At 30.9% G+C, this 21,992-nt stretch carries 18 protein-coding genes; 2 read left to right on the forward strand and 16 right to left on the reverse strand.

Going from position 1 to position 21,992, the window contains the following annotated elements:
* Positions 1-100: 100 nt before the first annotated feature.
* On the forward strand, positions 101-709 hold the full coding sequence (locus DNG35_RS10845) for an alpha-ketoglutarate-dependent dioxygenase AlkB (protein ID WP_111129057.1): 609 nt from the start codon (positions 101-103) through the stop codon (positions 707-709).
* 224 nt (positions 710-933) lie between these two features.
* Positions 934-1,446, forward strand: coding sequence for a hypothetical protein (locus DNG35_RS10850; RefSeq protein ID WP_111129059.1), 513 nt, complete (start codon positions 934-936; stop codon positions 1,444-1,446).
* Positions 1,447-1,550: 104 nt separating this feature from the next.
* Here DNG35_RS10850 and DNG35_RS10855 read toward each other — a convergent pair whose 3' ends face one another.
* From DNG35_RS10855 to DNG35_RS10930, 16 genes are all read right to left on the reverse strand, one after another.
* Positions 1,551-1,940, reverse strand: a complete 390-nt coding sequence (locus DNG35_RS10855; RefSeq protein WP_111129061.1) for an HU family DNA-binding protein — start codon at positions 1,938-1,940, stop codon at positions 1,551-1,553.
* Positions 1,941-2,137: 197 nt separating this feature from the next.
* Complete coding sequence (locus tag DNG35_RS10860) at positions 2,138-2,695, reverse strand: NADPH-dependent FMN reductase (protein WP_111129063.1); 558 nt, start codon at positions 2,693-2,695, stop codon at positions 2,138-2,140.
* 287 nt (positions 2,696-2,982) lie between these two features.
* The gene (locus DNG35_RS10865; protein ID WP_158524896.1) at positions 2,983-4,635 is read right to left on the reverse strand and encodes a hypothetical protein; all 1,653 of its coding nucleotides are present in this window, start codon (positions 4,633-4,635) and stop codon (positions 2,983-2,985) included.
* 126 nt (positions 4,636-4,761) lie between these two features.
* On the reverse strand, positions 4,762-6,177 hold the full coding sequence (locus DNG35_RS10870) for a glycosyltransferase (RefSeq protein ID WP_111129068.1): 1,416 nt from the start codon (positions 6,175-6,177) through the stop codon (positions 4,762-4,764).
* Complete coding sequence (locus DNG35_RS10875; protein WP_146228871.1) at positions 6,174-6,932, reverse strand: HEAT repeat domain-containing protein; 759 nt, start codon at positions 6,930-6,932, stop codon at positions 6,174-6,176. The genes DNG35_RS10870 and DNG35_RS10875 overlap by 4 nt, the downstream gene beginning before the upstream one ends.
* Before the next feature lie 263 nt (positions 6,933-7,195).
* A complete protein-coding gene (locus tag DNG35_RS10880; RefSeq protein WP_111129074.1) occupies positions 7,196-7,552 on the reverse strand; it encodes a response regulator transcription factor in 357 nt (118 codons plus the stop codon).
* Entirely contained in the window at positions 7,549-8,271 is a 723-nt protein-coding gene (locus DNG35_RS10885) for an Hpt domain-containing protein (RefSeq protein WP_111129076.1), read from the reverse strand. The genes DNG35_RS10880 and DNG35_RS10885 overlap by 4 nt, the downstream gene beginning before the upstream one ends.
* Before the next feature lie 17 nt (positions 8,272-8,288).
* Positions 8,289-12,260 (reverse strand): response regulator, encoded by a 3,972-nt coding sequence (locus tag DNG35_RS10890; protein ID WP_111129078.1) that lies wholly within the window; start codon positions 12,258-12,260, stop codon positions 8,289-8,291.
* A 25-nt stretch (positions 12,261-12,285) separates the two neighbouring features.
* A complete protein-coding gene (locus tag DNG35_RS10895; protein WP_111129080.1) occupies positions 12,286-12,984 on the reverse strand; it encodes a LytTR family DNA-binding domain-containing protein in 699 nt (232 codons plus the stop codon).
* 423 nt (positions 12,985-13,407) lie between these two features.
* Positions 13,408-15,750: an AAA family ATPase gene (locus DNG35_RS10900; protein ID WP_111129082.1), complete on the reverse strand. Its 2,343-nt coding sequence runs from the start codon at positions 15,748-15,750 to the stop codon at positions 13,408-13,410.
* A complete protein-coding gene (locus DNG35_RS10905; RefSeq protein ID WP_111129084.1) occupies positions 15,728-16,438 on the reverse strand; it encodes a hypothetical protein in 711 nt (236 codons plus the stop codon). Before DNG35_RS10905 ends, DNG35_RS10900 begins: the two co-directional genes overlap by 23 nt.
* Positions 16,422-17,708, reverse strand: a complete 1,287-nt coding sequence (locus DNG35_RS10910; RefSeq protein ID WP_111129086.1) for an ABC-three component system protein — start codon at positions 17,706-17,708, stop codon at positions 16,422-16,424. The genes DNG35_RS10905 and DNG35_RS10910 overlap by 17 nt, the downstream gene beginning before the upstream one ends.
* Positions 17,709-17,920: 212 nt before the next feature.
* Complete coding sequence (locus tag DNG35_RS10915; protein ID WP_111129089.1) at positions 17,921-18,475, reverse strand: hypothetical protein; 555 nt, start codon at positions 18,473-18,475, stop codon at positions 17,921-17,923.
* A gap of 402 nt (positions 18,476-18,877) precedes the next feature.
* Entirely contained in the window at positions 18,878-19,147 is a 270-nt protein-coding gene (locus DNG35_RS10920) for a helix-turn-helix domain-containing protein (protein WP_111129092.1), read from the reverse strand.
* Between the two features lie 112 nt (positions 19,148-19,259).
* The gene (locus DNG35_RS10925; RefSeq protein WP_233494485.1) at positions 19,260-20,384 is read right to left on the reverse strand and encodes a site-specific integrase; all 1,125 of its coding nucleotides are present in this window, start codon (positions 20,382-20,384) and stop codon (positions 19,260-19,262) included.
* Positions 20,385-20,682: 298 nt separating this feature from the next.
* On the reverse strand, positions 20,683-21,351 hold the full coding sequence (locus DNG35_RS10930; protein ID WP_111129096.1) for a replication/maintenance protein RepL: 669 nt from the start codon (positions 21,349-21,351) through the stop codon (positions 20,683-20,685).
* Positions 21,352-21,992: the final 641 nt, after the last annotated feature.

The following is a 21,992-nucleotide window of genomic DNA, read 5'->3' on the forward strand; positions in this document are numbered from 1 at the left end:
TTTCATCAAAAAACAATTACTATTTTTAATAATGAAATAAATGTTTAATAACGGTCAACTCTATTCAGGGAAGTTCATTGATTAATTATTTATATAAAAAATGAAAATCTTTGAGGATTTTATCGATCATACCAAAAACTGGCTTCCTAAAGACGGAACTGTCAATTATTACGGTAAGCTATTTAGCGAAAGCGAAGCCAACCGTATCTACCAAGTGCTTCTTCATACTATTGCTTGGGAACACGATAAGGCTATCATCTTTGGAAAAGAAATCACCACCAAACGAAAAGTCGCATGGTATGGTGACCAAGCTTTTACCTATACTTATTCGAAAGTGACTAAAAAGGCGTTGCCTTGGACAAAAGATTTACTTCACCTCAAAACCATGGTCGAAAAAGCAACCCACGAAAACTACAATTCTTGTTTACTAAATCTTTATCACAACGGAAGTGAAGGAATGGCTTGGCACAGTGATGCCGAAAAAGACCTAAAGAAAAACGGTGCCATCGCCTCCTTAAGTTTTGGTGCCGAACGTAGATTTTCTTTTAAGCACAAGCAAACCAAAGAGAAAATAGATCTCCATTTAGAAAATGGCAGTTTATTGGTGATGAAAGGTACGACACAAACCCATTGGTTACACCGTTTACCACCGACCAAGAAAGTGCATTCACCAAGAATTAATCTGACGTTTCGAAAGATTGTGGGGTAAAGAGCACTGTTATTTTTAAATTTTTCTATCTATTCCAATAGATTTATTTAAATTAATAATATTTTTAAAAAATCAACTGACTGTACCCACATGACAATGGCATTCTTCAAGATTCAGTTTTAAAAGGATATTTCAATGAATTTAAAATAGTAATCGCAAACGCTTACAGGTAAAAAATCGTCAATATGTTTGCAATCAATTTTAAAAATAAATATCACTAAATTATGAAAACAAAAATCACTTTTATTATAATTCTATTCATTTCGTTTTTCAATTTTAGTTGCTCATCAGAAGATTCCTCTATTCCTGAAGATGAATTATTAAAGAGTTTTACAGAACCTTTTTTAGTGTTTTGTATTTCAGAAGATGAATTACTCAGCAATCTACCCGAACCCGATGAAGTAATAGGTCAAGCAGAAACCACATATACCTTCTATAGAACCCAGAATGGTGTTGAAGAAGTGAGGTATAATATCAAGAAAAATACGTATGACGAGCAGTATTTTTACAGAAATAACAATGTAGAATTTTACCCTCACGAACAAAATTTTGAATTTATGATGAATTGGCTAAGCGATAAATATGGTGAGCCGAGTTTTATTCAAATTGAAAGTTATTTAGACACCTATTATTTTAATGAATCTGGTGAATACGATTACAATGTGGTTTTAAATGTAAGTAACAATAGCGCAGAATCTGAAGCTTTATTTTTAGCCTATTTTACCATTTGCGAGTAGTTTTTTAAACAAGTAGGCAGACAAAAAGTGCCCATCGACCTGTTCTACCTTATAGAAATAGTCCGATATATGTCTATTAACAATAACTATTTTATAACCTAACTTTAACGCTTTTCCCTCACCACTTCCAAGCCTTTTTTAAGCCACTTTTTTAGTTTAAGACTAGGTTGGTAATTTACATAAAACTTTTGGATGTTTTTGGGAGAGAGTGCTTCAGGGGTAGATTTGGCTTGGGCTTTAAAACCTATCTTAAACCGACCTAAATTATCAAGGTGAAAGACTTTGCCCTCTTCTAAATGAAATTTTACTTTATCGCCTAAGGCGTGCAGTACCGCAATGACATCGGTAGGGCTTAAAGTACATTCGTGGCTAATCTCCTGGGCTAAACGCTCTAGGTTGACTTCGCCCGTATGTATCGCTTGCATCATAAAAGCTGTTTTGGGCGTGGCAGAAATATTGTCTTTACGTTGGTTGATGCGGTAAGGTACTGGCATAGTTGCTGATCTTTTTATAAGTTGGTGCCTACCAAATTATAAAAACTCCCGCAAGTTATCAATAAAAGTTGTAGAAGATTAAAAAAAATATTGTACATCTTTTGAAGTAAAGTTGTACAATAATGATGAAAAACTATGTTAGTTTTGGTTTTTTAAGCTTAGAGGCTAAAGTACGAAAAATTCTGAAAACCACCAGGTTACTTTCTCACTTCTTTTAGTGCTTCACCCCAGCTTATCACCTGTTTTACCACTTCGGTTAATTTTTCTGCGTGATGATCTTTGGGCTTAAACTCGGTATAATCTTTAAAATCATCCATCAAAGAGATTAATAATTGTTCTCTAACCGTAGCAACTTTTACCTCGGCCATAATCAGACGTAAATGCTCTACTGCTCTTGCCCCATAAGCACTACCATAACTCACAAAACCCGCAGCTTTGTCATTCCACTCATAAAAAAGAAAATCGATCGCGTTTTTTAAAGCAGCAGAAGTCGAGTGGTTATACTCTGGGGTAACAATGATAAAAGCATCAAATGCTTTAATTTTTTTACTCCATTTTTTGGTGTGCTCTTTTTGGTAATCGTTTTGCATCGCTGGCATCGGCTCGTCTAAAAGTGGTAGATCATAATCTTTGATATCAACCAACTCAAACTTGGCGTTGTCATTTTTTTGTGCTTCTTGTAATACCCAGTCGGCTACTTGTTTGTTGACACGGTTAGGTCTAGTGCTCCCGGTAATAATGGCAATATTTAACATGGCTTATCTGTTTTTATTAGATTGTTTTTCTTGAGACCTTAAGGTATCATTTTTCATACAAAAGTTCTCTTATCATTACGTTAAAAAACTAAGTTGGTATACACAAAGGCCCGTAAAAACTTGCAACACTACAGCGTTTTGTACCAGAAAGAGCCTGATGTCTTTATACTAAAAGCTTCTATAGCTAATATTTCTGTGGTAGAACATAGTCCTAAAGAAGCAACGATGTGAAAACAAAAAACCGAGGTAGAATTACCTCGGTTAATTAAAATTAATTCTTAATTTTTTTATAGACTATTGAAAGTATCGGTATAAGTCCCGGTAATGGTCACATTACCATTTTTAACCACATTACCGTAAACCGTTATGGAAGAATTATTCCCTAAAAATTCTAAGGTTGCCCCATTATTTAAAATCATGTTTCCGTACACCACCAAACTTCCTTCAATCTGTAATACTGCATTGTTATTTACGTTTAACGAGTTATTGGGTTTACTTGTTGTTCCTTGTGCTAGGGTACCTTTTACGGTAAATGTACCTCCACTATTAACGTTTATACCTTTATTGACTGCTAAAGAGCCACAAAAAGTTAATGAAGAGTTGTTGTTAACATTAATCCCCATTAAAGTTGCCGAGCCACTATAGGCTTGGTTGTCATTAGAGTTTACATTTAGCCAGTAACCTCCCGTATAGGTAGGAAAAGTATTGCATGCAATTTGTGAAGTGGTTACTTGTTGGATAATTTTTAATCCTCCTTTGCCGTCGGCCACAAAAATATAGTTGTTAGCACTCTTCACGTAATTGGCTGAACCTTCTAAATCTAGAGTACCAATAGTCGAAATATCACTTATCCCTGAACCTATAGTATGCACAGAGAGACCCGCAGCACCGTCGGCTACAAAAATGTGGTTACTCTCTACAGAAACCGCATTGGCCACTACTTCGCTTAGGTCTATACCTTCGCTAGGATCTACTGTGGGTACAGCTATGGTGTTTTGTTTATTGCCGTTGTTTATGTTATATATCCCAACTCCTGCAGGTCCTTCTGCTACCAAAACATTGTTATTGTAAAAATCTATGGTACGCTTAGATGCTGCAACATCTTGACTGGTTGGAAAATCATTAGATGGGTTTAAGTTGTTTGAATTATAAATATGTATCCCATCCGTTCCGCTTAAAACTACAATTTTATTATTGTACTGCCCCAAAGCTCTTAAGTCATTTAATGGTGCGCTATCTTCTAACTGGTTGTTAGATAAGTTATATTTTGCTACTACCCCATTGTCTCCAGAAACAGCAAAGATACCGTCTGAACTCACCATGATGTCTGTAGCTACATAGCCTGAGATATCCATTAAGTTGATATTTTGGGTAGGCACTCCGTTTGCGAGTTCCATTTCTATTAATATAGCAGGGTTGGTGTCATTGTTATTTATTGTTGGGCTTGCTCCAGCTAAGTATAATGAATTCTGGTAATACTTGATGGCACTAATATCGGTATCGGGAAAAATGGCTTCCATGACAATAGAAGGGTTTAATGGGTTTGAAATATCTATCACATCGATAGCCCCTAAGTAGGTATTTCCCTCTACATTGTAAGACACATAAGCAAAATTACCATTGACTTCCACATGCGTTGCTCGAAGCGTAGTACCTTGATATACGGGAGGATTTACCTCACCAATCTGAACCAAAGGCAAATCGTTTTGTCCATTAAGAGTTCCATTGACCACGTTGCCTGGCTTGCCTCCGGTGTTTTCTTGCGGAGCATCTTTTGTGGTCACGACCCCTAATTGATCATAATTTATCCTACCCTCTAAGTTACCTTCATTTAAAATTACAGTATCTCCTTGATGAACAATACCAGCATCGTCGTCTGATTGACAACCCACCAATAAAAGTAAAGATAAAGCAACTCCTAACTTTAAAATTTTATTCACTTTATGTATATTTAAATTAACACCACAAAAATAACAATATAATGTTTTTCCTCTATAATAAAAAGACAAACTCCTCTTTTATGTCGATGAATGAACTTTATCTATCGATAAATGGTTTTTTATAATTTATGTTTTCTTTTTACTACTTAAGCCCTCTCTACTCATCTCCCCCCAAGTCTTCTTTTTACGTAAAAGATCTATATTACCTCTAATAGCAGCCCACATTACAAATGGATGATACAAAAAAGGCTCCAATAAGGCTACCCCTGCTAACTTCACTAAATCTTTAGGTTTTTTATATTGTTGAAAAGAATATTCTTCGAAGAAAAGAGAGGTTATTGAAAATAAAACAGAAAAACTGTATACCACTGTAAAGAAGCTAATCGCATAAACCCAATTAATTAAGCCTAAGGCACAAAGGACAATAAAAAAAATAATCCCTAAAAACTCAATGATGGGTGCTAACCATTCGAAAAAAAGCCAGTAAGGTGTACTTAGCATTCCTAGAACTTTATATTTTGGGTTAAAAAGCATGTCCCGGTGTAGCCATAAGGTCTCTGCAGTTCCTCTTGTCCATCGGTTACGTTGTCGGTAGAGTATTTTCCACTTTTGTGGAACTTCAGTCCAACATAAAGGGTCAGGTATAAAACCCACCGCATACTTTTGTTTTTTATGTCGCATCATTTTTCTCATTCGCACAAGTAACTCCATATCTTCCCCGACAGTTTTAGTATTGTAACCTCCTGCTTCAATGGCTACCTTTTTATCAAACATGCCAAAAGCTCCTGAAATAAGCAATAGCCCATCTACTTTAGACCAGGCCATTCTTCCCATTAAAAAAGCTCTAAAATATTCTAAGATTTGTACTTTGGCTAAAAAGGTGTCGGGTACTTTTACCTCTATGATTTTACCATCCTCTATGACACAAGAGTTGGCGATTCTAATTATCCCACCCGAAGCAATGACTTTTTTCTTATTATTAAGAAATGGCTTGATCAGTTTGAGTAGCGCGTCTTGCTCTAAGACACAATCTACATCGATACAACATACAATATCATGTGCAGAAATATTAAGCCCTGCGTTTAAGGCATCGGCTTTCCCTCCATTTTCTTTATCGATTACCGTTAGATTATTAAAGGCCTGATGAATTGATTTATATATTTTTCTGATGGGTTTAGAGGGAATAGGTTTGTAATGTAGGGTATCGTCTTCTACTAAATGAAAATCTTCGATTAGTTTTTGTAAAGTATGGTCTTTACTTCCGTCATTGATAATGACGATTTGATATCCTGGGTAATTGACCGTGAGTAATGACCTAACGTTTTCTGAAATATTAGCCTCTTCATTATATGCGGGAGCTAAAATGGATATTTTCGGTAAGTTGGAAGACTGTAATAAACTTATTTCATTCGTTAGGTTATAGCTTCGTTTATAGCTTCTTATTTCAAAGAAAGCAAAAACAGCCGAAAAGAGATAGCTTGCAGAGATTATTAATCCGTAGGCTAAAAACAACCAAGTAAAAATTTCGAATAAGGTACTCATGAGGCTTGTTTCATTTTTTTCTCTACTCGTGCATAGTCAACTTGTATTACTGGTGTACAAACTTGTACATAAGGCCTTAGCTTGTATAAGTCTAGAATCTCTCCCTGTGCTGCTATGGCTTTAATAGTTTCTTTCTGCACCTCTTCTGCTTCCTTTCCAAACCTAGGAATGATGAGTGCAAGTAGGTTTTCATAGCTTAATTTTCTCAAGGAGATAATGGTAGATTTTCTGATGTCCATATCTGGGTGCTCTAATAAAGGGGTGAGCTGGGGTATATTTGTAAATTGATTACAACGATATATCATACGAATGGCAAATAGCACTACACTTTTTAAGGGGTGCTTTAACCATTGTGCAAAATCTGGAGTTTCTCCTTTATAAAAATAAAGCAAACTGTCTTCGATAAAAATTTGCTCCCATATGTTTAACTCTTCTTTCAAATCTTCTAAGAAAGCTAAAGGATTTTGCTTTGAGGTTCGGATAAAATAAAAAATGGCTTGTTCTCTTAGTTCTTCTCTATTACTTTTTAAAAATGGTCTTATTAATTCATCGTTTTCTATCTTCAGTTCTGAAATGACATAAATAGCCATGGTTTTTTTATACCATTTTTCTTTTTTGATGATATGAAAAGCAAACTCATCTAATCCTAAGGCAAGAAATAACTCTTGTAAGCGCTTAAAAGTTTCACCTTTAAAATTTTCTGCAAAATTAAGAAATTGCTTTAAAGCAATTTTTTTAGCTAATGTTTTTGACAAGCTGCTACGCTTAAATTTTTGTATTTCTTCTAGGTTTATACTTTCATCAAAAACATTTTGGTTGATCAAGCTTCCTATTTGATTTTCTAATATTCGCTTTCTTCGGTTTCGGAGCGTTTTTTTTATTCGAAGAAAAATAATAACCGAAAAACAAAAAATGAAGAGTAAGGAAAATATAAGCGTAAACAGAAAGTTCATTTCAACAATAAAAGGAAGGTTCTGAACACGGCGAATGATATCTTCTAACCAATCTTCAAGCATCATTAAGAAATTATTCTTTTCACTCTTAGTAAAAGTTCATTAGGGCTAAAAGGTTTTGTAATAAAATCTTCTACCCCCAATTGAAAGGCATTCATGATTATTTCTTCCTGATTAGAAGTGCTCAATACGATGATAGGTAAATCATGATTTAGTTTTTTGATGTGTTCTATGAGTTCTGTTCCTGATATAAAAGGAAGCATTAAATCGGTAATGATTAAGTCAAATTGATCGGTTTCTATAATTCTTTTTGCTTCTCTACCATCAGATGCTGTAATGATACGATAGCCCATCTTACTTAATTTAAAATCTAAAGCATTTGCCACCATGGGATTATCTTCTATGATTAAGATTTTTTTCATACTTCAGCTAAGTTCGAATGATTTTTTTTCAATAAACGTACAATTTTAGTATACTCTTCTTCTAAGCTTTGGGTAGCTATAAAAATTTGATCATCAGGCAACTGATGAAGTATAGAATGACATAAATTTTTTCCTTTATGGTTTTCGAGCATTTCAAAAGAGGGTTTGATGCTATGGGCTATCTCTTTAATTCTTTTATAGTTTTCTTCAGTCTTATGTTGAAGTAAATGGCACATTTCATCTATTTTCTCCCCTACTGAAGTAATAAAAGTAGATAACATTTTATCAATAAAATCTTCATTGTCACTTGATAAATCACGAAGGTAATTGAGCGAATATAAGTTTTCCTCTGTTGATTTTTCGGGAGGTGCATTGACTTCTTCGATGATAATTTTTTTCTCTTCTTCCCCTAGAGGCTTTGAAATCTGTATGATTTCATGATGCACTTCTTTTTCGGTTTCTGTTTCTAATACTTCAATAATTTTGACATCCAAATTCAAGTCTGCCAAGTAATTTTTAAGCTGAATCGCTTTTAAAGGCTGCGCAGATTCGGGCATCACAACTACCCATGAGCCTTCGCTTTGCTTTTTTATTGTTTGAAGGGCTTCAAAACTATCCTGAAGCTGAATTACGTCCCAATCTTTTTCTTTAAAAAGATCCTTAAAGAACACTTCTTCTTTTGGGGGAACGGGAAGGTATATAATATTTCTAACTAACATATTTAGGATTTTATTTTTTAATGTCTTTTTTCTTCAAGGTATTTATGTGTGAGTGTCTCAAGTTCTTCATATCGGATAGGCTTTGTTAAATAATCATCCATCCCCGCTTTAAGACAAGTCTCTCTTTCCTCTTTAAAAACTCTTGCTGTCAAAGCTACAATAACAGTATGTTCATTTTCTTTTTCTAACTCTCTAATAATTTTAGTTGCTTCAATACCGCTAAGTTCTGGCATTTGAATATCCATGAAAATAAGGTCTATTTTATGTTTTTTGTAGGCTTCTACAGCTTCTTTACCATTGTTTGCTATGATAAGTTTTGCTTCGGGTACAATTTTGCTTAACAATTCTTGAGCTAATAGTTGATTCACCGGGTTATCTTCAGCAATTAAAATATTAGTACTACGGTGTTTTGCCTCTTTTACTGAAACATTTTTACCTGAATCATTTTCAAAATCAACTTCTATAGGCTCTTGTGGATCGATGACCTTTAGCAACTGTATTAAAGTAATTGGTTTGGTATGATGATGGTCTATTTTTAATTCTTCTACGGCCTTTCCTATCAATTGATCATCAGATGCACTATGAAGTAACATAATGCCTGTTTCTTTAGGAGTTAGGTTTAGGTTATTCCTCACATAAGCGATAAATTCTAACCCATCCATATAGGGCATATGGTAATCTACAATAAGCAAATCAAATTCTTGATTGTTTTTGAGAATTTCCATAGCTTCTATGGCGTTCTCTGCTAATTGACAAGAGCAATTGGCAATTTCCAGCATTCGTTTTAAAATCTTTCGGTTATTAGTGTTATCGTCGATTACCAAAATATTGGAGTACTTCTTTGGCGCATTTAGTACCATTGCTGAATTTTGATAGCTATCAAAAGAAACTTTAAAAGAGAAGGTACTTCCAACGTTTAAGGTACTTGTTACTTCCAGCTTACTATCCATCAAGGCCAATAATTTGTTACTAATGGTTAAGCCTAATCCTGTTCCTCCATACTTTCTAGTGGTAGAGGCATCTTCTTGATCAAAAGCACCAAATATTTTTTTAAGTTTGGTAGGAGCTATACCCACTCCTGTATCTCTCACTTTAAAAATAAAAGTTTCTTTATTCTTATTGGTATTTTCTTCTTTTTCTATACTTAATTCAATTTCTCCGTTGTCCGTAAATTTTACGGCATTACTCAGTAAGTTAGTCAGAATTTGCCTTAAGCGAATCGGATCTCCATCGATGTATCTGTTAATGGTAGGATCTACATTTAGTAATAACTCTAAACCTTTTTCTTCTGCTTGGTGCTTGATGATATCGATCGTTTCTTTACACAACTCAAACATATCTACTTTCTCTTTGTGAAGTTCTAATTTTCCTGCTTCAATTTTAGAAAAATCAAGAATATCATTGATAACGTCTAAAAGTAAATTGGCAGAATTGTTGACCGTCTTGAGGTATTCTGCTTGGCTTTTAGATAATGGTGTTTTGATCAATAAGTCTGTAAATCCTATAATCCCATTGAGAGGTGTTCTGATTTCATGGCTCATATTTGCTAAGAACTCCGATTTAGATTTACTCGCAACTTCTGCTTGCTTCTTTGCTTTTAAAAGCGAAGTCTCATAGTTTTTCAGTCGTGTTATATCCTGAAAGATACCGTAAAGACGAGTACTTTTTTGCCCTACTTGCTCCGTACGACCAATGCTCCTTACCCATTTTTTTCTATTTTTGGCAGTAATAATTTGTGCTTCTATATCAAAAGATTCGCCAGTTTCCAATGCTTTCTGTACATATTGGCTAATCAAAGGCCTGTCTTTCTTAACATAAAAATTGATGCCTTCTTCAAGGTTAGGTTCATAATCATCTTCTACGTCATGAATTTTTTTTGTAATTGGGCTCCAGTAAATCGACTGTTTTTCAATATCTAACTCCCAACTTCCAATCAGTGCAATCTCATTGGTCTGCTCGAGCATAGCTTGTAATCTTAAACGCTCCATCACACTTTCTTTAAACTGAGTGATATTAGCAGTATACATTAATAAGCCCCCTATTTCGTTTTCATTTTTATACCAAGGCTTTACCTCCCATGTAATCCATTGTATAGAACCATCTTCGCGTTCGAACATGGCTTCATCACAAGAGTTAACGGCTCCTTGTAAGCATTCTTGATGAATTTTTTTCCAATCGTCGCCAATCTCAGGAAATACTTCATAATGCGATTTCCCAATTACATTTTTGGTAATGTGGTAATCTTCGAGCCACTTTTTAGAAGCGGCCATATAGACCATATTGGTATCAAACATAGCAATTGCAGAAGGAGCTTCGTCTATAAAAAGTTTGTTCTGATTGATGCTTTGCTGTAGTGTATTTTCAAATTCTTTTTGTGCGGTAATGTTCCAATTGGTGCCCAATACCCTTATGGCTTCTCCTGCTTCATTTTCTTGAACGAGCCCTTTTGCTCTTATATAATTTAAAGACCCATCGGGTAATATGATTCTAAAGTCTGTATCGTATTTTGTTTTATTTTTGATTACTTCTTTGAGTAAATCTTCTATACGCCCTACATCATCTTTATGAATTCGGCTTCGCCATGTTTGGTATAACTGCTCTTGGGGTTCTTCTTTTGAAATTTCATAGAGGTTATACATGGTATCGTCCCAAGTAAGTTTATTCTGTACGAAATCAAAATCCCATATTCCTACAATAGAAGCATCCAATGCAGCTTGTAGTTTATGTTTGGCAGCTTCAAAATTTGTTTCAGCATGTACTCTTCTAGAAATATCTCTAAAAGCAATTAGAATAACCAGCCCCTTATGGTTTTGAATAGAATTTAGAGTTACTTCAATTGGAAATTCATCCCCATTTTTTCTTAAGCCTGTAATCTCTATACGTGAGGGAGACTGGACGTCTAGTTTGCTGTCTTTATGATTAGTAAGCTCAATATATTTTTTGAGGTGTTGCTGATGAATCGATAAGCTTTTCTGGTGAATGAGTTCATCTATATGTCGACCTTTAAGCTCTTGGGGGGTATAACCAAAAACTTTTTGGATTAACGAGTTAGAAAGCTCAATCTCTCTTTTTTCATTTAAAATGACTATAGGGTCAGGTGTTGCATTGAGGTAGGTACTGGTAACGGCTAATTGCTCTTGTACTAGCCACCGTTCGTGCTCTATCTTATTGATTGATTTTACTGTGATTGCCAAAGAAATTATAAAACACGTAATGATTAAAGCGCCTAAAAGGGCTAGTGCAAAATCTCCAGCGAAAATACCCTTTCGATAAGCTGACGTAATCAAATACAATAAAACAATTGTAAAAACTGAAAGCTGAAAGAATAACCTTCTCATGATGATGTTCCCTATTTTATTTCCTATAAATAGATTGGTCACATAACATGAGGTGCTCTTAAGACAGATGGTGATACTAGCCACTAAAAATGCTAATGCTGTGTGAATCGCCATCGAAGAAATAAACGTAATTTTATAAAAAGCAGGTATTTTTAAAAGAAAGCCAAGAATAGAAATGAAGGATGCAATAAACACCACATTGGCAAAAAAAGCAGCCATAAGGTTGACTATTTTATTTCTATTACTGATGAACATAGATGAAATGCTTAGTAACCAAAAAGAAACCGCAGTTGCTCCAGCCATTCTCCCAGGATTAGGCTTACCTGCCTTTTGCCCTTCAATATCCTCTATGATTAGTTCATCTATTCCTGCATTATATTCAAAAATCTCTTGTGAAATGGTTACCCCAGAAATCAAAAATAAAAGAAGGGTTAAGAAAAAGGTAAGCGTTTGTGCTTTGTTTGCATTCTTTAAATAGAGAATCCCCCCTAACAAAAGAAAGCAAATTGCTGTATTAAACTTCATGGTGGGAAGCCCAGGAACAATTTGTGTAAATAGTTTTAACTTTAGAATCCACCCTAATAGTGCAATAGCAGCAATGACCATAATGACTATGGTCATCTTTTGTATTCCTTTTTTTAAATGAAGCATGAGTATAAAATTTTTATGGTGTTGGCTATAAAAGGTTGAGTCTTTTCATCAATTCTGAGCGATGTGATCTACTAACGGGAACCACATCTTTCTCAATTAAAACACTATTATCTTCGATATCCACAATTTTTCTAATGTTAATAATAAACGATCGGTGTACTTTTAAAAAAACTTCACTTGGCAGTTTCTCTTCTATTTTTTTTAAAGTAGAATGAACTGTATAATTATTTTTGGACGTTTTAATGAATATATAATCTCCTTTTGCTTCAATAAGAAAAATATCCGCTATTTCTATCTTAACAAGTCTTCTTTCTATACTTACATATAAGTATGAAGTAACTCCTTGAGGTTTTGCTTTATCGAAAGCACCAAATTTGAAGTTTGATGCTTTATCAATAGCTTTTTCAAACCTTTCTTTGGCCACGGGTTTTACTAAATAATCGATGATGCATTGGTGCTCGAAAGCTTCTATTGCACGATTTTTATCTGAAGTAGTTAAGATTACTTTCGGTAAATTCTTTAAGGATTTAATCAGATCAAAGCCTGTAAATTCAGGCATATGAATATCCAGAAAAATGAGTTCTATTGCATTTTCATTTAAATACTTAATCGCTTGAAGAGGATGATCAAATTGATTTTTGAGGTTGATCATTGAATTATTTTGAATTAATTCTTCTAGAATTTTTCTTGAGGCTTCATCATCGTCAATTATAATAGAATTCATATGGTGTCTTTTTCAATCTAAAATTACTAATTTTTATTGATTCACTTGATAAGACATCAACATTTTAAAATTTTCTCTAGCACTAAACGCTGAGCAATTGCTGTGTAATTACTTAACACTGAATCGACTTAAATAAGTGTAAAGAATGAAAAAAAAATTTTAGTATGGTAATTGTAGGATATTATCAGGTACAACTTACTTCCCGATACAGAAATTATTATATCGCATTTTCTACGTGCTTATTCATAAGTAGTAACATATTTAGTAAAAATCACGTGTTTTATGTATTGATTTCTAATTTTTATTTTTACACCATTTTTACGGTAAAATTCTTAATTCTATAAACTTTCTAAACTTATTTCATTTCTGCTATTTCAATTAAAATATGGAATGTTTGTTTTAAGTGTTTTTTAAAGTTAGTTTCTATATAAAACCTTTCATTCTAAAGCTTTTACTATATAAGTTGAACTTACCATATTTATATCTGATAAATTTGGAATACCTATCTTCATGGGTAGATATAATTATTTGCTGTTCAGAAAAATTATATTTTAGTAACTCAACAAGTGAATGTGAATTAATTTCATCTAAAGTTTGCAATGGATCATCAATTAGTATAGTCCCAAGTTTGGAATGATTAAATACTTTATTCAATACTAACATTAAAGATATAACAGTAGCAGTTAACTGGCCTGAACTTAATGTATAAGTAACTTCTTGATCTCTGTAGGTTGGTCTTATGTATATTTGGGAAGCTCCTCTTTTCATTTCAAAGTCGATTACTAAACCAGACCCTAAACTGTGATTTTGAAGTATTTTCCCTGTATAGATATAAAAAGGAATACTAATTTTTTCGATTATACTTTTAGTATAATTTTTAATTTTTTCGTCTAAAGTATTTCTAATTTTTAAGTACTCCGAATATAAATTATCTAATTTTTGTTTTCTCCCCTCCAAATTATTAATATCCACGCTTATAGCATTGAAATATTGATACTTAATATAATCTCGTTTTTGTTTAATTTCGTCAAACGATAATTTGTTTAACTTCTCTAAATCATTATCGAAATAAAGATTAAAGTTTGTTATAATTTCATCAAAGTTTAAATTGGTTTCAATTACAGGTTTTTCTTTATCGATTAACTCTATAATATTTTCTTTTATTAAATCCTTATTTTCAATGTTTCTATGATTAATTTCTGAAATTATCTGATTTTTTACATTCTCATTAAATAACGATAAAAAAGATTCAAAACGACTTTTATAATTGGGTAAAACTTCTTTTAAACGTGAGAAAAATTCTGAATCTACTAATTTCGATGATTCAGTCTGTATGGATTCATTTTCTTCAACAATAAATGATTTAAAAGTTTCTAAATACCTTTTGTTTAAATCTTCTTTTGCTTTTTCAAACTTGATATTATCTTCATTATACTGCTTGAATATCTTTATTTCTGTTTCTTCTATTTGTTTTATAAGGTTCTGATTGTCCTGCCAATCAAAACCACAAACAGGGCACTCTCCCTCTTTTAAATCAATAAAATCTTTATGACCTGTATTCAGACTAATCAAAGATTCTCTTTTATCTTTTAAGTCAGATAATACTTGATTTTGGAGTGATAAAGACTTTCTAAATGTTAAAAGTATTTTTAGGTTAACCTCAAATGTCTCTATCTCTTTTTTAATTTTGTCTTTTTCTGATAAAAACTGAATGTTATCTTCATTAATGAGTTCAGAATAATCATTGTCAGTAAATAGTTTTATAAATTTATTATTGGTTTCAGTAACCTTCCTAAAGTTTGTTTTCCTATTATATTCAGCTTCTAAAAAATCAAAATTTTGAATACTCCAATAATAGTTGATGAACAAATCTATAAAATTAGAATCATTATTAAATTTATTCATTTTATCCAACTGAATAACATTTTCAATGGATTGTCTATTACTAAAAAGGACTTCAATTTTATTTATTTCATTTAGATGCGAATTATGAATATCAATATTTGTATTTCCAATGACTTCATTATCCCATACAAGTTCATTTTGACTATTCTCAATTAGTTTTTTATATACTATTTCATTGAACTCACTTTGCAATAAGTCTGAATTGTTTTGTTTTAATTCATTGATTGAATTTTGAATTTGTCCTGTTTGTGAGTATATTTTGGTTAAAAAACTATCAACTTTTTCTAAAGATAATCTTTCTTCGTCGCCACCTAAAAGTGATACCAATGATTTGTATCTTTCTTTTGGGTCTTCTTTTAAAAAATAGGTGTTTTCGTCCTGCTCAACGTAATTTAGTACATTAAATAAATTGTGGACATTTGGATAATCTAATATTTCTTCCAAATTACTCTCTGAACTAACTTCTTCATCATTAATAAACAATTTAGAATTAGGATATATTTGACTTATGTTATTCTTTTGAGATTTCCCAATTATTGCAGGAGGAAATGTTCTTTTTATTTTTATTCGCTGATTATCTGCTGAAACAAAACTTGCCGAAATCTCTATTTCTTCTTCTCCAACCTTATGTATTGGACTATTTTCATAAGTATATCTTTTATCTAAATTGACGCCATATATCTTTCTTGGAATTTTAGTTAAAAGTATTTCAAGGGCTTCAAATGATGTTGTCTTTCCATATCCATTTGGTCCATCAAACACAACTAAATTGTCTCCGCCAAAGTCAAAGTTAATGTCAGTAAAACACTTAAAATTTTTAATATTTAGTTCGGATATTTTATATTTCACCGTTGGTGTCATTGGTTAAGTTTTGTTGATTGATATATTCTTCAATATTTTGAAAACTATTAAAATCGTTATCTTTTATTGCATCTAACAAGTATTTTTCTCTAATGGACAATGACTCTTCAACAGCTAATGATAAATTTTCTAATGACTGATTGTCCTCTGTCGATTGATAATTTAAAAACGGAGTCTTTATGAAAATCCCCATTAAGACCCTATACCAACTCTCATCAGGTTTATCGAGCAAATCACTATTTTCAATTGATATCTTGTTTAACTGACTAACTATTTCATCGGTTCTGTTTATTTTTTGTAATAAAACCTCAACATCGTTTTTAAAGTAAGGCAACACATATTTTTTTGCATTTAAACTATTTTCTTCAACCTTATTTAGTTCTTTTCGTAATTCATCATTTTCATTTTCTAATTCCAATAAAAGTACAAGTGATAAATTGTGGTCAAGATTTCTTTGTTTAAATTCAGACAGATTATCATCTTTTTTTAATTCAACAATAATTGTGTTTATTGTGTATTCTAAATCGACAATTTCATTATTATTAAGTTCTACAATTTCATTTTGGTTATAATACAGAAATATGAAAAAGTCATCTTTTTCTTCATAATAAGTAAAGTCAACTTTTGAATCTAATGAGATTAACTTTAAATTATTTTCTTCAATTATTTTATTAATTATTGTCTTCATCATTTAGTTCGTTTATGGACGTATCAATCGTTTTAAAACCAAAATAGTTAAAATCCTCAGCTTCATTTCCTCCATCTGTAATTTCCAATAACCTTGACTTTACTTCTTCTTTTTCTTTAGATAGACCTTTAGTAATGAAATAATCAATATCTTTAGTATTAGGGTTATTATAAATCATTTCACAATGTTTTTGGAACGCTTTTTTACCTGCTGTATCATTATCAAACTCATTGTTATGAATTAATAACTGATAACGATTTAGGTTTTCTCCATTGGTTTTTACATATTGTAACCTTTTATATATAGGATTAACTTTAATCCTTTTTATTCCCTTTAAAATAACGCTTTTTACTGTTTCATTATCAATAAAACTACCATAAGTATTTCTTAAATTGTTGTTCTCTAATTTCTTATGTGGAGATAAATACGATTTGAGAAGATTAACCATATCAACATTACTCAAATTTTCAAATTCACATAGACTTTTTTGTATTTTATTATAAATCTCTAATTCTTCGGCATTGGTTAAATCATAATCATCAACTCCGTCTGAAATAGAGTTTAAGAAAATTTTGGTGATTTCAAACCAACATATTTCTTCTGTAAAAGAAATCGTAGAATCATTAATCCATTTTTTTATTGTATTTAGCTTTATTGATTCTTTTACTTTAGTTGAATGCCTTTTTTTAACTATATCACAAATCTTTTTACTACAATAACTTACTTTATCTTCTAAATCAGAGTCTATTAAGTTTGGGTTATTTAAATATGCTCTAATTGAATCTTTTAGTTTTTGATTAATATTTTCTAAAGTATAAACTCCATCTATTGTATTAAAATAATTTGTATTTATCTGAAATCTTTTATTAAAAGTTGATAAATTTTTAGGGTAGTCGGTTATATTTTTATGTGTAATTAAACTGCATTTTATGGGCTTCTTTCTAACTCTAAGAGAGTAAGTAATGATCTTTTTTCTATTATCAGTAAGATTAATTTTAGCACACTTTGAGTAATAATATTTATTAATCAATTCTTCTATAACAGGTCTATATTTACTTATTTTGGCGGAATCGTTACTCAAATAGGCTTTTACCTGAAAGACTTCAAAACAATCTGTTTTTAACGAAAAATCTTCGTCTTCCTCCAATTTCAAACAATAATTATCAGGAATATCATCGCCTAAAGACACAATGGTTTCAATAGCCTTACACAAAGCTACTTCTCCTTGAAATATGTAACCAGACCAACTTGGTGTAGCATCTGTACTCATTTATTAAAAGATTTATACAAAAGTAACATAAAAAAATCCTCATATAAAATGAGGATACTATATGTTGTTAGAAGTTAAAAATTAATCAAAAAACTAATTCAATTAAGTGATTTCTTTTGTAATAAACACTTTATTTTATAGAGTTTTTATCTCTTTTATTGTAATTGATTCAGTTTTATATTTACACTCTCTTAAATCAAAATTCTAAGATATTAATTTTTAGAGTTTTTTGGATTGAACAATTTATCCCACTGTTCTGTAACATTTATTTCTAATTTATAAGATTTCTGTTTATTATCATTCATTAAATCTTCTGTATCAAAAGTATAAACTGCTATAACTTTATCAATAGGATATTCATTCATTGTTTCTGGGATAAAATCAGAGGTTAATTCTTTTAAACCCATTAAACTATTTTCTTCTGGTATTTCTCTTTTTTCTTGAGGTTTCCAGCCTTTTAAATTACTACCAAAGCTTGCACCGAATATTCTGACACTCAGGTAATCATCTTCAACAATTCTTTTACCATTTGTCATCAAAAATTCAATGTCTATAGAAACATGGACTTTCTCAAAAAATACTTCTGAATCATTTATAGAAATTCCTTTAAAATAATACTTGAGATGTTTATCCGAAGTATATTCAAAATGACTTTTTATTGTGTCTGTAATTTTAAAAGGGATAGACTCCTTTTTATCGTTTTTATTAGAGTTTTCACAACTCAATAGACAAATAGCTACGCAAAAGATTAAAAGTTTAATTTTCATATTTAAAATTTTTTAATAAAAAAACAGGCTCGGAACGTACATCCTTACCTGCCTTTGAGGGAGTCGAAGCCCTGTAGTACAAAGTAAAGCAACGCCCAAGCCCTTTCCGCTTGAGCATTTTGCTAAACTTTTTCTGTACTACTTTAGAATTTTCGACTTTTCAAAGGCAGAAAATAAGTTTGCTAAAATGCAATCTTAAATATGTTATGTTATTCCTTTTACCTTATAATTATATATTTATTTAATTACGAAAATACCTACTTTACACTTACTCTGCAAATAATTTGTTATTACTTGCTTTTAAGAAAAAATATATTTTAGAAACTCCAAGTTAATCTTTCTGAACAATAGAATTTTTCAACATTTAAATAATTAATACTTTAAAGGACCACTTTAACCTCGCTAATTGTAGGACAAATATTTAACGGTTTTCTCCATTATATTTTTGTTGGAAATACGATTATTACTCAAAAGATAATTTTCTAAATCTTCTACTTTAAAATATATACATTTTCCTTTTGGTTTGTAGGAGGGTAATTCTTTTTCTCTTGCTAATCTTCTTACATAATGAATACTTAAACTTAAATAAATGGATGCCTCAAATGTATTTGCAAAACCTCTTAATTTTATAATGTTTATAGTTTCTTCTAATGACAAATTTTGTTTGTTCATAATTGCTAAATTTTAAAATGATAACCATTGAGTTCGATTCTACGATTTTACGATTACATCTCATAATTCAACATAGTTATGAAATAAGACAATTCAACTATTCTAAAATTTTTTATAGACCCAAAATGGGCATATTAGCTACTGCATCTATCTTTTTCTTATCAATAACTTTTGCGTATATTTCGGTAGTTTTTAAATGACGATGTCCTAATAGTTTACTCACTGTATAAATGTCTGTATCCATTGTTAATTGTAGTGTAGCAAATGTATGTCTTGCACAATGAAATGTGATATACTTTTCAACTCCAGCGCTCTCAACCCATTTTCTTAATATTTTGTTATGATAGGCACTATATATTAAGTTTTCAAAAGCAAGGTCTTCATCATCTTTTCGTTCTCCCAAAATCTTTACTGCTTGTTCACTTATAGGAAGATATTCTATTCCTTTTGTTTTTTGTTGTTTAAACTTCAACATATAACCATTTTTGGAGTCATATGAAATATTTTTCCACTTTAACGCCTTTATATCTGAAAACCTTAATCCTGTCATAGCACTAAACAAAAAAGCATCTTTCATTATTGGATAATCACATTCTGTTTTTACTAATTTTCGGAGTTCTTCAATTGTTAAATACTTTCGATCTGTTTCTTTTTCTTTTATTCCTTTAACTCTATTTACAGGGTTTTCAGCTATCAATTTATTATGGTATGCTTCTCTTAATGCAGCTCTTACTTTATTAAAATAAGATAACGCAGAGTTTTGAGATAACTTCCCTCCGTGTGAGGATATTTTAGAAGTCAAAAGGTAAATTTTAAAATTCTCTAAAAACAAATCATCAACTTTTGAGATTTGTATATCTTTTCCGTTACAAAATTTATGTAAATGCTTATAAGTACTCAACCAATTTCCCCAAGTTCCGGCACTTTCACTTTTCTTGTCAACCAATCTTTTAAAATACTCTAAAAAACCAATTTTACCATTTACGGAACTTATAAAACCGTGCTTTTTACTTTGGAAATTTAAAACCCTTTGTGCTCTTATTGCTTCTGCTAATAATTCGGTTTCTTTATTATGTTCTTTTTCTATGAAATTTTTTGGCTTATCATATAGATATAATTTCAAAAACTCATAATGTCTTTTCTTTGTGTCTTTATCGTGGTAAGTAAGATAAAGGCTGTTCATTTGTGGTTTTCCTTTTTCCAAACTTTTTTTAGAAGTCTTTCCTTTTCTTGTCATTAGGTAGATTTTCATTGCTTCTTCTTTTGGTTACTAATCATAGTGTAACATTCACCCTAATTATTAACACAAGACAACAGAAAGCCTTATGAGTAAACCTAATGTTACTTTTCTTATTTCAAAAATTACATTCTGAAATAAAATATAACATCACTGAACACATAGCTTATGATATGATAAATCAATTATTTTGAGATAACCTATATTTAAAGAACAGAAACCGTTAATAACATCAGATGATGTTATCATTTAGTAATAGTGTAATACAATGATAATTTCAAAAAGATAATATGCAGTATTATTCTTTACCTTTTTTCTCTATTGGTTTTCTATCAAATTTTTTAGTGATTACTACTCTTTTTTTAAACTTATAACCTGAGAAAAGTTCATTCTTCTCTAAAAACTGATTGTCATATAGTAATGTAGTATAATTACTGATACTGCTGGGGCTAATACGTAATCTTTCAGTTATATATTTTCTACTTGCAAAATATACTCTTTCTCCTTTACTCAATGAATTATACTCTCCCCATAACAATTTAGCTCCGCTCGGTAAGTCGCTATGGAAAACTTCAAAAGGAATAATTATAGCTCTCTCATTTGAAGAATCAATTGCTTCAAGTACTTCTTCGCTCAAAATATATCCTTTGGTTTGCTTCTCTATAAATGTGAGATATAATAAACTCTTTAGCGTTTTTGATACTGTATTCTCACTCAAAGATAAATATTTAGCTATACGTTTGTTACTCATCGAAACTGCTCCACCTATATGGTTCAATTTATAAATCAGTCCTAATATGATTTTTTCATTGTTGGTGATTTCTAACTCCAATATTTGTGAGGGTATCTCAATCATAAAGAATTCTCCTCTTTGTGTAGTTTCCCAATATTGATTTTCTATATTTTCAACATCGTTTCCGTTTTGTTGTAAAAATTCTGTGAACTTCAGTTTATTTCGTTTTTTCATTATAAAGTATAAATCAAAGGTGTGCTACACAAAAATACAAAAAACTAAACTTCATTTATCTAAATTACTAAACTTTAAAATTGAAAATAACAAACTTCAATCTTACAATTTACTAAACTTCATTATCTCAAAAACGGTACTTATAATTAATTATATAATTAATTAATACAATTAATAACTTAAATATAACTAAAGTACTATGTCCTTTTTTATAAAAAAAGAACTAAAAAATATATTAGGGAAAACTACGTTTTCCTATTTTCTGTTTTTTAATTGTTTTATTCAAAAGAGAAGTCATAGAAGTGTATTATTTCCTTTTGAATAACTTAACTTATAGTAATTTTTATTTTAAAACTCATAGTCAATCAAAAAAACATTTACTCAATAAAAACAAAATAAATGCCTCAGAACATCATTTTTACTTTGTTGTACACATTTTCTATATTCTATCGATAAATTAATCATTTAATAAAAAATAATCTTTATAAACCCGTAATATGATTTTTTATATTTTTTTGAAGAAGATTAATATAACACACTACAAATTTTGAAGAAAATCAAATAATTCTATTTTTAATATAGTAAAACTTTTTTAAAAAACAAATTGACCATAAAAGATTGTAAGTCATCTTTCTTGAAAT

Source organism: Mesonia sp. K7 (assembly GCF_003233725.1).
GTDB lineage: Bacteria > Bacteroidota > Bacteroidia > Flavobacteriales > Flavobacteriaceae > Mesonia.

What these genes read in the sequence shown, in the direction of transcription:
- DNG35_RS10920 (WP_111129092.1), bottom strand. Translation starts at nt 19,147, where the DNA reads ATGAACAAACAAAATTTGTCATTAGAAGAAACTATAAACATTATAAAA.
- DNG35_RS10910 (WP_111129086.1), bottom strand. Translation starts at nt 17,708, where the DNA reads ATGAGTACAGATGCTACACCAAGTTGGTCTGGTTACATATTTCAAGGA.
- DNG35_RS10895 (WP_111129080.1), bottom strand. Translation starts at nt 12,984, where the DNA reads ATGAATTCTATTATAATTGACGATGATGAAGCCTCAAGAAAAATTCTA.
- DNG35_RS10860 (WP_111129063.1), bottom strand. Translation starts at nt 2,695, where the DNA reads ATGTTAAATATTGCCATTATTACCGGGAGCACTAGACCTAACCGTGTC.
- DNG35_RS10930 (WP_111129096.1), bottom strand. Translation starts at nt 21,351, where the DNA reads ATGAAAAAACGAAATAAACTGAAGTTCACAGAATTTTTACAACAAAAC.
- DNG35_RS10850 (WP_111129059.1), top strand. Translation starts at nt 934, where the DNA reads ATGAAAACAAAAATCACTTTTATTATAATTCTATTCATTTCGTTTTTC.
- DNG35_RS10900 (WP_111129082.1), bottom strand. Translation starts at nt 15,750, where the DNA reads ATGACACCAACGGTGAAATATAAAATATCCGAACTAAATATTAAAAAT.
- DNG35_RS10870 (WP_111129068.1), bottom strand. Translation starts at nt 6,177, where the DNA reads ATGAGTACCTTATTCGAAATTTTTACTTGGTTGTTTTTAGCCTACGGA.
- DNG35_RS10845 (WP_111129057.1), top strand. Translation starts at nt 101, where the DNA reads ATGAAAATCTTTGAGGATTTTATCGATCATACCAAAAACTGGCTTCCT.
- DNG35_RS10915 (WP_111129089.1), bottom strand. Translation starts at nt 18,475, where the DNA reads ATGAAAATTAAACTTTTAATCTTTTGCGTAGCTATTTGTCTATTGAGT.
- DNG35_RS10890 (WP_111129078.1), bottom strand. Translation starts at nt 12,260, where the DNA reads ATGCTTCATTTAAAAAAAGGAATACAAAAGATGACCATAGTCATTATG.
- DNG35_RS10855 (WP_111129061.1), bottom strand. Translation starts at nt 1,940, where the DNA reads ATGCCAGTACCTTACCGCATCAACCAACGTAAAGACAATATTTCTGCC.
- DNG35_RS10905 (WP_111129084.1), bottom strand. Translation starts at nt 16,438, where the DNA reads ATGAAGACAATAATTAATAAAATAATTGAAGAAAATAATTTAAAGTTA.
- DNG35_RS10880 (WP_111129074.1), bottom strand. Translation starts at nt 7,552, where the DNA reads ATGAAAAAAATCTTAATCATAGAAGATAATCCCATGGTGGCAAATGCT.
- DNG35_RS10925 (WP_233494485.1), bottom strand. Translation starts at nt 20,384, where the DNA reads ATGACAAGAAAAGGAAAGACTTCTAAAAAAAGTTTGGAAAAAGGAAAA.
- DNG35_RS10885 (WP_111129076.1), bottom strand. Translation starts at nt 8,271, where the DNA reads ATGTTAGTTAGAAATATTATATACCTTCCCGTTCCCCCAAAAGAAGAA.